Origin of the sequence: Microbispora amethystogenes, assembly GCF_016863015.1 — a bacterium.
GTDB classification, from domain to species: domain Bacteria; phylum Actinomycetota; class Actinomycetes; order Streptosporangiales; family Streptosporangiaceae; genus Microbispora; species Microbispora amethystogenes.
In genome coordinates this window covers 15,833-27,972 of record NZ_BOOB01000061.1, presented here as the reverse complement: position 1 = coordinate 27,972, position 12,140 = coordinate 15,833, and the positions used below count along the sequence as shown (strand labels likewise).

Sequence of the window (12,140 nt, the reverse complement as noted above, 5' to 3'; positions counted from 1 at the left end):
AGGACTGCTCCGCGGCGAAGGCCCAGGAGTCGACCTCGAAGAGGTCCGCGCCCTCGGGCCCCGCGTAGGTGAAGTACACGTCGTGGACGCCCTTGACACCGTCGAGCGTGGCGCTCAGCCTCGTCCACTCGCCGAGCGGAGCGTCCACGGGGATGGTCGCCACCACGGGCGAGGTGCGGCCGTCGAGACGGACCTCGATCTTCCCTCCGGCCGCGAGCGGGCGCACCTTCGCGGTGACGCCGGTGGCGCCGGCCGTGCCGAAGTCGACCTTGGCGAGCGACGTCCAGTCGCCGTTGTCGATGTCGTGCACCACGAGGTTCGGCGCCTGCGCGCCGAACTCCTCGGATCCGCCGTCGACCTTCTTCGTCGCGATGCCCTGCTGCCACGCGATCGTCTCGGCCTCGATCACCCGGTACGGGTCGAGGTTGCGGATCTGCTCGACGCCCTTGTAGTCGCCCCGCACCTCCTTGATCGTGCCGTCGGCGTTGAAGTCGAGCTTGGCGAGGTGCGGGCTGCGGAAGCCCTGGGTGGCGCCGCCCGTGATGCGGCTGTTGAGCGTCTGGGCATGGTAGGTGAAGTAGTACTGGCCACCCAGCTGGAACACCGACTGGTGGTTGTTGCCGCCGGCGCCGAAGTAGGTGCCGGGGTTCTTGAAGATGATCCCCTTGTACGTCTCGGGGGTCCAGGGGCCCATCGGGCTGTCGGCCATGAGGTAGGCGATCGCCCCGGTCGGCGGGCCGTTGGGGTCGACCGTGCCGCCGAACCCGAAGTTCGACGAGTACGAGTAGTAGTACTTGCCGTCGCGCTTGAAGATGTGACCGGCCTCGAACACGAGCGGCGCGTCGATGACCTCAGCCGAGCCCTTCGTGCTGATCATGTCGTCGCCGAGCCTGATCACCCGCGTGGACTTCGGGTGGTTGGTGTTCTCGGCGCTGCGCGTCCCGTCGTCGCCGCCACCGCCGAAGACGAGGTAGCCCTGGCCGTCGTCGTCGATGAACACGCCGGGGTCGAAGAGCCAGTTCTTGCCGTTCGACGCGCCCGGAGTGGCGCTGGTGATGAGCAGGCTGCCCCGCTCGTCGCGCCACGGGCCGACCGGCGAGTCGCCGACGATGACCCCCGAGGCGCCGCCGCTGTTGGCGAAGTAGAGGAAGAACTTCTCCTTGCCGTCGACGACCTTGCTCTCCATCGCGGGGGCCCACGAGTTGCCGGCGTAGCGGGCGACGCCGCTCGGGCCCGCGACGGGGATCTCGCCGTGGTCGACCCAGTTCATGAGGTCGTCCGACGAGATGACGGTGATCGTGTTGATACTGGCGTAGGTGTTCGTCGAGGAGACGCCGGTGGGGCCGGGCTTGTACTCCTGCGTGTCGTTGGTCATGTAGATGTACACGCGGCCGTTGTGGACGAAGGCGTTGCCGTCCGCCCCGAACTTGTGGGAGATGAGCGGGTTGCCCTCGCCGGGGTTCTTGCCGAGCGCCTCGATCGTCGTCGAGGGGGTGAACTCCGAGACCGACACGTCGTCGACCTTGAAGTCCATGAGATGGGTGTTCGGAGCGGACGCGGGGTCCGACGTCCAGGGCGTCTCGACGAAGAGCCGCGCGGTCGTGACGCTCTGCCCCGCCGGGATCGTGAACGTGCCCTGGATGAGCCCCCACTGCCCGCGCGCCACGGTCACCGTGCCGACGTTCGTGTACGTCGAGCCGCCGTAGTGCATGGTGGCGAAGAACTGCTTGGTCGCCGGGCTGCTGGGGTTCTCGTACTTCACCCGGGCCGTGATCGCGTACGTCTTCCCGGCCTGCACCTTGCCGGACAGGTCCTGCATCGGGCCGGATCCGGTCGTCTTCCGGTTGGTGACGAGCACGGCGCTCGAACCGGCGTAGGCGTCCGTCGTGGGCGACAGCGTGGCGCCGTCCGTCGAGTTCCCGTTGTTGACGAACCAGCCGCTGAGACCGTCCTCGAACCCGCCGTTCACGATGATGTTCTGGCCGGCGGCCTGCACCGGCCCCGACGTCGCGGCGACCGCCGTGGCCAGCAGGGCGCCGGTCATCGCCGCGGCGGCGACCCGGCGCAGGGCCGACTTTCTGACGCGCTTCAACACGAATATTCTCCTTGACCTGTCCTTGACGTGCCTTCGACCTGGGACTCTGCGGGGACGTGCGCTCAGCGGCAGGCGGCCGCGGGGTAGGCGGCGTCGTAGGACGTGGTGACCTGCTTGCCGCCGATCGTCGCGGCGCCGGTCACGGTGACCTTGCCCGCGTCGATCTGGGCGGTCCGGGTGTTGAAGGACTGGTAGGCCTGCTTGCCCGGGGCCACGTCGGCCACGGTCTTGGTGCCGTACGGCGTGGTCAGCGTGATCGTGGCCGGTGCGTCGCCGTCGTTGACGGCCGTGACCGCCAGGTAGGCCGAGGCGCCGATGCAGCGGGAGGAGGCGGTGACGGTCAGCTTGACCTCCGGCGTGGCGGCCTTGAGCGTGCCGAGCCGGGCGAGCTGGTAGCTGAGCGCCCGCTCGGGCGCGTCGATCTGGTTCTGGGTGCCGAACTGCCCGGCCCGCGCCGCGGTGGCGTCGGCGAGCGCGGCCTGCGTCGCCGCCCACGCGTCCGCCGGATAGTCACGCCTGTCGAGCGTCCCGGCGTAGGCGATGGCGGCGTCGAGGGCGCTCGTGTCGAGCGGCTTGTTCTGCGCGGTCAGCGTGTCGCTGAGCTTGTAGTAGTCGAAGTCGACGCGCCCGCCGGTCTCCTTGGTCGCGTAGTCGAACAGGCCGATCCGGTGCCCCATGAAGTGCGAGAGGCTGCCGTCCAGCGTCTGCGGGCCGACGCGGCCGAGCTGGGTCCACTTCAGCCCGTCCAGGCTGTAGAAGAAGGTCGTCCACAGCTGTCCGGCCGGCGAGGCGAAGTCGAGGTCCGCCTTCACGTACACCTGGGTCGCGTCCCCCAGCGGCACCGTCGTGCCCGGCACGAAGTTCTCGACCGCCGCCTGGTCGATGTCGACCGCGAACGGCTGGCCCCGGTTGACGACGCCCAGCGTGTTCTGGCCGTCGGCGCGCTTGACCGCGACGTAGGAGAACCCGCGGTTGTAGGCGGCCAGGCCCGCGACGTCGCCGTTCTTCATGCCGGAGACGTCCATCCTGGTCTCGGCCGACTGCCGGGGCCCGAACGTCCGCTGCGACAGCGTGTTGCGCGCCTCCTCGAACCAGGTCAGCTCGTCGCGGTTGGAGAGCTTGGTGTAGACGTACTTGCCGGTGACCACCTTGCCGGTCTTCAGCCGCAGCCATCCGTCACGGTCGGTCAGCGACCAGTACCGGTTGTCGGGTGCGTGGTTCCACTCCCACACCGGGGCCAGGCGCGACCCGTTGGGGGTGATCTCCTCCCGGGTCGGGTACTCGGTCGTCACCGGCTGCCCGACGACGGAGACGTCGTCGATGAGGTACTCCACGCTCGACGACGCCGGCTGCGGGTTGCCCCAGGGCGTCTCGACCGCGAACTTGAAGTTGTCCACGTTCGCCGTCGCCGGGATGGTGTACTGGCCCGTCACCGTCGTCCACTGTCCCGCCGGAACGTTCCCCGAGGCCATCGTCTGGACGCCCGAGCCCCAGTCGGCCACGAGGTTGAACCGGATGCTGCTCGGGCCCGACGCGTACCTGATCTTCGCCGACACGGTGTAGGTCACACCGCGCTGCACCTTGCCGTTCAGGTACTGGTTCGGGCCGGAACCGTTGAGCGTGCGGTTGCTCACCTTCAGCGCCGCCGAACCCGCGGCCGGGCCGGTCGTGTCACGGCTGATCGTCGCGCCGTACTGCGTGCCCCACGGCGAGACCGTCTCGGACTCGAACCCGGGGTTCTGCAGCAGTTCGACGCCGATGAGCGAGCCGTCGTACGCGGGCGGCTGCGGGATCGTCCAGTCCTCGTCCATGTACGCCCGGTGCGGGGCGTCGTTGGCGAAGTCGTCGGAGGCGACGATGCTCTTCTGCTGCTCGAACCTCTCCTCCTCCGGGCTGAGCGCGATCGGCTTGGCGAACGCGCCGCCCACGGGCACGACCCCGTTGTTCCCGAAGACCGGCCAGCCGTCCTGCCAGGTGGCGGGAATCAGCGCCGGGGTGCGCCCGATCGGGAAGTTGTCGCGGAAGAACATGCCGTACCAGTCGGTGCCGCCGCCCGCACGTGAGATCGGCACGAGGCTGCCCTGCGCGAAACCGTTGGAGTTCAGCACCCCCCGCGCCTCGTAGGTGTTCGTGCCGTCCGCCGAGGTGTAACGCCCGAGCAGGTCCCTGGAGCGGAACATGACGACCTGACGCCCCTGGCCGGACGGCCAGGTGATGATCACCACATAGTAGTAGCCGTTGATGTGGAAGACCTGGGCGCCCTCGAACAGGCCGCCGATGAACGGCTTGCCGGCGTAGTCGCTCGCCGCGAAGATGCTCGGAAAGTCCTTGTCGATGCCCGACATGTCGGACTTGAGGCGCACGGCGCTGGTGCTGCCCGAGCCGTAGAAGATGTACGCCGTGCCGTCGTCGTCGAAGAACAGCGACGGGTCGTGCAGACCCCGGCCCAGCGGCGTCCGCGTCCACTTGCCGTTCTCGACGTCGTCGGTGCTGTAGAGGTACGCGCCACCGAGGTTGTTGGTGTTGAAGACCGCGTAGAACCTGCCGTCGTGGTAGCGGAGGGACGACGCCCACTGGCCCTGGCCGTACGAGTTCTGCCCGTTGCGCAGCGAGAACGCGTCGCCGATGTCGGCCCGGTCGAACACGTAGTTGACGATCTCCCAGTTCACGAGGTCGTACGACTTCATGACCGGCGCACCCGGGCTCAGGTGCATCGTCGTGCTGATCATGTAGTAGACGTCCCGGTGCTCCTTGTTCTCCGCGGCCGGGACGCGCTCCACGCTGATGTCCGGCACGTCGGAGTTGAGGATGGGCACGGTGTAGGTGCCGTCCCCCTTGTCGGTCGAGGTGTACGACGGCTTGGGCGACCATGCGTCGCCAGAAGTAGGGGCGTCGTCGGAGGTGCGGGCGGCATCGGAGGTGCGGGCGGCGGCCGCGCCGCCCGTGGACACGAGGCCGGCGCAGAGAAGCGCGCCGGCCGTCGCGAGCGCCGTCCTGCGCAGGCCGACCGGCCTGAGCGGATCGCGCGGGACCGATCCAGAAGAGCGGGGGGATACGGACATGGGGGGTCTCCAGTCATAAATATGACGCGCCCGTTAATAGTGTTTGCGCTAACATGCCCTGTCAAGACTCCCCAGTGATCGGATGATCTGCTACGTCCGCACTCACCTCACCGGTACGCGCCTTGGGAGCCAGGCGAAGTCGTCCGCGTCGGCATCCCGGTGCGGCGGCATGACGACGAGTGTCGCCCTGACAGCCGCTGGAGACTCAAGACCGGCACTAGGGTTGTGCACGGGAGGTCGGATGAGCGCAGGCTGGGTGGACGGTCCCGGCGACGAGGGCCGTCCCAGGCTCGACACGAGCGTGCCGCACGCGGCGCGCATCTGGAACTACTTCCTCGGAGGCAAGGACCACTTCCCGGCCGACCGGGAGCTCGGCGACCAGATCATGCGGGCGTACCCCGGCATCGTCGACATCGCCCGGCAGTCGCGGAGGTTCCTCGGCCGGGCCGTGCGCTATCTCGCGGGCGAGGTGGGCATCCGCCAGTTCCTCGACATCGGCACCGGCCTGCCGACCGCCGCCAACACCCACGAGGTCGCCCAGCGGGTGGCGCCGGAGTCGCGGATCGTCTACGTCGACAACGACCCGCTGGTGCTGGTGCACGCCCACGCCCTGCTGACCAGCTCTCCGCCCGGGGTGACCGACTACATCGAGGCCGACGTGCGCGCCCCCGGCGCGATCCTGGAGGCGGCGGCGCGGACGCTCGACCTGGCCGAGCCGGTGGGGCTCATGCTGCTCGGGGTCATGGGTCAGGTCCTCGACGACGAGGAGGCGTACGGGATCGTGCGTCACCTCATGAACGCCCTGCCGTCCGGCAGCCACCTGGTGTTCGAGGACGGCACGAAGGTCGTCGCGCCCGAGGCGGCGGACGAGGCCGAACGCATCCGCGCCGAGGCGGGCGACCCCTACCTCCTGCGTACGCCCGAGCGGATCGCCCGTTTCTTCGACGGTCTCACGCTGCTGGAGCCGGGGGTGGTGTCGGTGTCCCGGTGGCGGCCCGAGCCCAGCCAGTTCGGCGAGGCGCCGGAGGTCGACGCCATGTGCGGGGTCGGCCGCAAGCCCTGACCCACGAATCCTGACCCGCGAACCCTGACCCATGGACCCCGGCCCGCCACTGCGTGACATCGGCTGCTTCGCCCTCGTCGCCCGGCATCTCAGCTTCTCCCGCGCCGCCGCCGAGATGGGCGTCTCCCAGCCCGCGGCGAGCCAGGCCGTCGGGCGGCTGGAGCGCGTGCTCGGGGTCCGCCTGTTCGAGCGCACCAGTCGCGAGGTGCGGCTGTCGCCCGCGGGAAAGGCGCTGTTGCCGTACGCCGAGGCGCTGCTGGAGTCCGCGACGGCCTTCTCGGCCGAGGCGCGGCGGCTGGCCGCACCGGCGGGCGCCGCCGTCCGGCTGGCCTATCCCCCGCTGGTGGGCGGGCTCGCGGCGCGGGTGGCCCGCCGGATGGCGCGCCGCGATCCCCCGGCCGAGGTGGACCTGCGTCCCTCCGGGCGCGCCGCCTCCCTCGCGGCCGTCGCCGCCGGGGAGGTGACCGCCGCGATCCTGGCGAGTCCCTTTCCCCGCGATCTGACCACGGCCGCCCGGTTCCACGTGCCTGTGAGCCACCTGGCCGTGCCCGCCGGGGACCCGCTCGCGGCCCTGCCCCGGCTGCAGCCCGAACGGCTCGCCCGGCGCCGGGTGCTCGTGCCGCGTGAACGCCCTCCGGGCGGCATGTGGGCACGGCTCGCCGCCCGCGTCGGACCCCAGCGGCAGCACGTGGTGGCCGAGGAGATCGACGACTACGCCGCCGCGCTCGACCTGGTCGCGGCGGGCGTCGGCCTGCTGCCGACTCCCTCTCTGCTCGTCGCGTCAGTCCGCAGGGACGACGTCGCCTTCGTCCCGCTCGACGCGGGCGACCTGCGGCTGACGTACGCCCTCGCATGGCGGGGGGAACGGCAGGGGGAACCGACGCCGGCGGGACTGATGGCGCTCGCGCAGACCGTGCAGGAGTGTCTCTGGACCCGGTAGCGCGTCGGCTCGGGGGAAAGTTTCAGGCGGCCTGAATCGTTCTTGCCGGCGTGGGTACCCGGGCGGCCGGAGCGCTACCAGGCATTATTCGATGCGGCGCCGCCGGGGCCCCCCTAAGAATTACTTGAAGACTTGACTAAAGATCGGCCTGAGAGCAATCTGAGACCAGCGCGACCCCGTGTCCGTTCGGCGCCGGACTGGGCATTGGGCGCGTAGCGGTCCATGGACGCATGAGCGACACCACCAGCGACGCTGCTGGGGTTCCAGGAGTTGACCTGCACTTTCGGGGTCTTCACCCCTACCTGCGCACGGCTTCCCACAGCCGGGCGTCGAATCCGCCGACAATGTGAAGCTCGGGACGCCGCAGATTCTTCGCGGTTTACACAGTCCTGACTGAAAACTTTCGGCGGCCGGTTCTCCTCATTCCTCCAAGAAGGTGATCACGTGAAAATCGGTCAGATCAGCGGACCGGTGCTCTCGCTCTTCCGGGTCGTCACAGGCCTGTTGTTCGTCTGCCACGGTGCGTCGTCGATCTTCGGGGTCCTGGGCGGCAGCCGGGGAACCGGGCAGACCCTGCCCTTCGGCTCGTGGCCGGGCTGGTGGGCGGCGGCCATCCAGCTGGTTTTCGGCGCGCTCGTGCTCGTCGGGCTGTTCACCCGCGTCAGCGCGCTGCTCTGCTCCGGCTCGATGGCGTACGCCTACTTCGTCGTCCACGCGCCGCAGAACCTGTTCCCGATCCGCAACGGCGGCGAGGCCGCGGCCATGTTCTGCTGGTCGTTCTTCCTCATCGCCGTCTTCGGCCCCGGCTCCTGGGCGCTGGACACGCTGATCCACCGGGTGCGGCACCACGAGGTCGAGGGCTACTCACCCGCCACAGTCCAGGCGTGACAGTCCAGGCGTGACCGCCTCGCGGCCGGGCGCTACGCGCGCCCGGCCGCGAGGTAGGCGGGCCAGCTGCCCAGCCCGGTGATGTCCCTGGCCGACCTGACCGCGTACGCCTCGCACAGGAAGCCCCGCACGCGGCGGCCGTCGGAGAGCTCCACCGTGCCGAGCCCGAGCGGGGCGGGGATGGTCACGAGCAGCTTCCCCAGCGCGGCCGGTTCGATCTCGTGCAACTCGACCTCGACGGAGGAGCCGCCCTCCTCCCTGACCAGGCCCGGCCTGTCGCCGAGGTCGTAGAGCCGGTAGCAGGGGGCCGTCCGGGCGACGGCGGCGAAGCTCGCGCCGAGCGCCACCAGGTGCGGGTGCAGCGGCTGGCCCACCCGGTGGGCCCCGACCACCGCCAGCGGAACTGTTCCGCCCGCCGGTGCCAGGGCCGCCGGTGCCTGGGGCTCGGCCTTCTCCCCCAGGAAGCCCGCGCCCAGGGTGGCCAGGAAGTCGTCGGACCCCGCCGGAGCCAGGAAGGTCACCCCGTGGGGCCGGCCCGCCGGGGTGAGCCCGGCGGGCACGGCGACCGCGGCGAGGTCCAGCAGGTTCGCGAACGTCGTGTAGTGGCCGAGGATCGTGTTGCGGCCGATGGGATCCTCGGCCATCTCCGCCAGCGTGAACGTCGTGGGCACGGTCGGCACGGCCAGCGCGTCGATCCGGGCCCACTCGGCCGCCGTGGCGGCCCGCAGCTCCCGCAGGCGGTGCAGCCCGCCGAACACCTCCGCCCCGCTGATCGAGCGGCCGCTCTCCAGCACCCGCCGGGTGACCGGGTGCAGGTCGCGCGTGTGCCGGGCCGCGAAGTCGCCGACGCCCGCGAGCCGCTCGGCCAGCCACGGCCCCTCATAAAGCAGCCTCCCCGCCATGAGGAACGGCGTCAGGTCGACGGGGACGATCTCGTGACCGAGGCCCGCCAGCCGCTCGGTCACCGCCGCGAACGCCTCCGCCGCCGCGCCGTCCCCGAAGAACTCCGGCGTGCGCGGGACCCCGATCCGGGTGGACGGGCCGCCGCCGGGCTTCCGGGGTGACGGCGTACGCGACCAGGGGTCGTCCGGATGCGGCCCGGCGATCACCCGCAGGACCGCCGCCGCGTCCGCGACCGTGCGCGCGAACACGCTGGCGCAGTCGAGCGACCTGCAGGCGGGCACGACGCCGAGCGTCGGCACCAGGCCGCGGGACGGCTTGAGCCCGACCGTCCCGGTGAGCGCGGCCGGCACCCGGCCCGACCCCGCCGTGTCGGTGCCGATCGCGAACGGCACGAGCCCCGCCGCGACCGCCACGGCCGACCCGGACGACGAGCCGCCCGAGATGAGCCCCGGCACCAGCGGCGACTCGCAGGCGCCGTACGGCGTGCGCGTCCCGGACAGGCCGGTGGCGAACTGGTCGAGGTTCGTCTTGCCGACGAGCAGCGCTCCCGCCGCCACCAGGCGGTCCACCAGCGGGGCGCTGCGCTCGGGCCGGTAGGCGAAGGCCGGGCAGGCCGCCGTCGTCGGCATCCCGGCCACGTCGATGTTGTCCTTGACGGCGAACGGCACGCCGTAGAGCGGAAGCGCGGGGTCGAGCCCGTCCAGGTCGCGCAGCACGTCGGCCTCCCGGCGGAGGCTGATCCAGACGCCGTCGTCCCCGCGTTCGCGGATCCTCCGGTACGTGCCCGCGACGACCTCTGCGGGAGTCACGGCGGGGGTCATAGAGTCACCGTGAGCGAGGCGAGGAGAGCGGACGACGGGGCGACCGCGCCGAAGACGCCGCCCTGCATGGTGACCATCTTCAGGGCCGCCTCGTAGTTGCCCTTGTCGGTCGCGCCCGTGCAGTCGGAGAGGAGCAGGCACTCGTATCCCCGGTCATTGGCCTCCCGCATGGTCGTGTGCACGCAGACGTCGGTGGTGATCCCGGTCATCACGAGATGGGTGATCCCGCGGGTCCGCAGCAGCAGGTCGAGGTCGGTGGCGTAGAACGCGCCCTTCCCCGGCTTGTCCACCACGAGTTCGCCCTCGACGGGCGCGACCTCGGGGACGATCTCCCAGCCCGGCTCGCCACGCACCAGAATCCGTCCGCAGGGCCCCGCCGTGCCGATCCCCGCGCCGATCCGCCGTGACCGCCACAGCTTGTTGGGCGGGCAGTCGGCGAGATCGGGCCGGTGTCCCTCGCGGGTGTGCACGACCAGGAAACCGCGTTCGCGGCAGGCGTCGAGCACCCGTGCGGTGGGCTCCAGACCGGCCCGGGTGAGCGACAGGTCGTAGCCCATCATGTCGACGTAGCCGCCCGGCCCGCAGAAGTCGACCTGCCAGTCGACGCAGATCAGGGCGGTGGTGGCGGGATCGAGCCCACCGTTGTACGGCCAGGCGTACGGTTCCGCCTCGACAACCGGAAATATCATGACAGCTCCCTGATGAGGGCGGCGCTCGATCCGACCGCGCCGAAGATCCCGCCGGACATTTCGATCATGGAGAGGGCGGCCTCGGCCAACGTGGGGTCGGCGGCGGTGCAGGCGTCCGCCACCAGCAGGCATTCGTATCCCCGGTCGTTGGCCGACCGCATCGTCGAGTGGACGCCGAGTTCCAGGCAGCAGCCGGTGAGCGCCAGCAGGTCGCGCCCGGCGGCCCTGAGCAGGTCGTCGAGGGCGCTGCCGTGGAACCCGTCCCACCCCGCCGCCGCGACGTCGCACTCCGGCGCCGCACCCGGTGGTGCCGCCGGAGGGCCGGCGGGGCGCAGCGGCGGACGGACCCCGACCCGGACCACCAGCCCGCCCGCGCCGCGCACCGCCTCCTCCAGCCCGGACATTCCCCCGGGCATCCCCCCAGCAGAGCGATCCGGGCAGGCCACGGCGAGCAGAGCGAGGCGGGCCGGGTCCAGACGCCCGTGCCAGGGCCACGGATACGGGGTGGAGCTCATGACTTCGGCAGGCTTCCGACGACGCCCTCGACGAAGTAGTCGATCTTCTCGATCGTCTCGTAGTCGGGCGTGGTGCCCTCGGGGACGCGGACCTTGCCGTCCTGGTCGCGCACCGGCCCGGCGAACGGCGAGGAGTTCCTGAGCTTCTCCTTCGCGGCGTCGACCAGCTTCTTCGTCTCCTCGTCCACCCCCGGCCCGTACGGCGACTGCACGAAGGGGTTGTCGCCGGTCTTGTAGCCGACCCGGAAGTTGGCGTTGTACTTCGAGCCGGTGAACGTGCCGGCCAGGGCCGTGCGGACGATGTCGGAGTAGAGCGGGCCCCAGTTCCACTGTGAGCCGGTCAGCCAGCCCTTCGGGGCGATGCCGGAGGCGTCGGCGTGGTAGCCGACGGTCATCGCGCCCGCCGCCTCCGTCGCCTTGATGACGGTCGCGGTGCAGTCCTGGTGCTGCGTGATCACGTCGACGCCCTGCTTGAGGAGGTTCGCCGCCGCCTCGGCCTGCTTCGCCGGGTCGCACCAGCTCGACGTGCTCACCGCGTACGTCTTCACGGTGGGGTTCACCGACCGGGCGCCGAGCTCGAACGCGTCGATGTTGTCGATGGTCTGGCTGATCGGGAACGCGTAGACGTATCCGAGTTTGCCGGTCTTCGTCGCCTTGCCCGCCGCGATGCCCGCGAGGTACACGGGCTCGTACACGGTGCCGAAGAACGTGCCCGCGTTCGGCGGTGTGGTCCCGGTGATGAGGTTGCCCTGCTGGACGACCACGACGTCGGGGTGCTCGGCGGCGACCTTGAGCGCAGCGTCCAGGTGCCCGTACGACGTGGCGAAGATGATCCGGGCACCCTTGGCGATCATGCTGTTCATGACGCGGGCGGCGTTGTCGTCCTCGGGGACGTTCTCCGCGGTGATCACCTTCAGCTGCGGAAACACCTTGGCGACCTCCTGACTGCCCTGGTAGGCGGCCTGGTTGTAGCCGTAGTCGTCCTTCGGGCCCACGAAGACGAACCCGACGGCGGGCGAGTCCTTGCCGGGCGCGGCGCCGCCCGAGACAGCGGGCGCGGCGGTCCCGGCGGTGTTCGCGGAGCAGGCGGCGGTGGTGAGGGTGGACAGGACGGCGAGGGCGGTGAGGGCCGCCCCGGCGAATATCGTGCGCATGGGGTCTCCC

General features: G+C 70.8%; 9 protein-coding genes. 3 read left to right on the top strand and 6 right to left on the bottom strand.

Annotation, left to right across the window (positions count from 1 at the left end):
* Both Mam01_RS32990 and Mam01_RS32985 read right to left on the bottom strand, forming a co-directional pair.
* Positions 1–2,095, bottom strand: a 2,095-nt coding sequence (locus tag Mam01_RS32990) for a family 43 glycosylhydrolase (RefSeq protein WP_204289090.1), incomplete at its 3' end; no start/stop codon positions are given.
* Positions 2,096–2,157: 62 nt separating this feature from the next.
* Positions 2,158–5,157, bottom strand: coding sequence for a family 43 glycosylhydrolase (locus tag Mam01_RS32985; protein ID WP_204289089.1), 3,000 nt, complete (start codon positions 5,155–5,157; stop codon positions 2,158–2,160).
* A gap of 241 nt (positions 5,158–5,398) precedes the next feature.
* On the opposite strand from Mam01_RS32985, the gene Mam01_RS32980 reads away from it, so the two are divergent.
* From Mam01_RS32980 to Mam01_RS32970, 3 genes are all read left to right on the top strand, one after another.
* Positions 5,399–6,220 (top strand): SAM-dependent methyltransferase, encoded by an 822-nt coding sequence (locus Mam01_RS32980; protein ID WP_204289088.1) that lies wholly within the window; start codon positions 5,399–5,401, stop codon positions 6,218–6,220.
* A gap of 31 nt (positions 6,221–6,251) precedes the next feature.
* Complete coding sequence (locus Mam01_RS32975) at positions 6,252–7,160, top strand: LysR family transcriptional regulator (RefSeq protein WP_204289087.1); 909 nt, start codon at positions 6,252–6,254, stop codon at positions 7,158–7,160.
* 444 nt (positions 7,161–7,604) lie between these two features.
* Positions 7,605–8,048 carry a DoxX family protein gene (locus Mam01_RS32970; RefSeq protein WP_204289086.1) on the top strand — a complete coding sequence of 148 codons (444 nt, stop codon included), beginning with the start codon at positions 7,605–7,607 and terminating at the stop codon, positions 8,046–8,048.
* Between the two features lie 32 nt (positions 8,049–8,080).
* Here Mam01_RS32970 and atzF read toward each other — a convergent pair whose 3' ends face one another.
* From atzF to Mam01_RS32950, 4 genes are read right to left on the bottom strand one after another with little or no spacing between them, the layout of a single operon-like run.
* A complete protein-coding gene (gene atzF / locus Mam01_RS32965) occupies positions 8,081–9,772 on the bottom strand; it encodes an allophanate hydrolase (protein ID WP_204289085.1) in 1,692 nt (563 codons plus the stop codon).
* Complete coding sequence (biuH, locus tag Mam01_RS32960; protein WP_204289084.1) at positions 9,769–10,461, bottom strand: biuret amidohydrolase; 693 nt, start codon at positions 10,459–10,461, stop codon at positions 9,769–9,771. The genes atzF and biuH overlap by 4 nt, the downstream gene beginning before the upstream one ends.
* Positions 10,458–10,976, bottom strand: coding sequence for a cysteine hydrolase family protein (locus tag Mam01_RS32955; RefSeq protein WP_204289083.1), 519 nt, complete (start codon positions 10,974–10,976; stop codon positions 10,458–10,460). Before Mam01_RS32955 ends, biuH begins: the two co-directional genes overlap by 4 nt.
* Positions 10,973–12,130 carry a BMP family ABC transporter substrate-binding protein gene (locus Mam01_RS32950; RefSeq protein ID WP_150929838.1) on the bottom strand — a complete coding sequence of 386 codons (1,158 nt, stop codon included), beginning with the start codon at positions 12,128–12,130 and terminating at the stop codon, positions 10,973–10,975. The genes Mam01_RS32955 and Mam01_RS32950 overlap by 4 nt, the downstream gene beginning before the upstream one ends.
* Between the last annotated feature and the right edge of the window lie 10 nt (positions 12,131–12,140).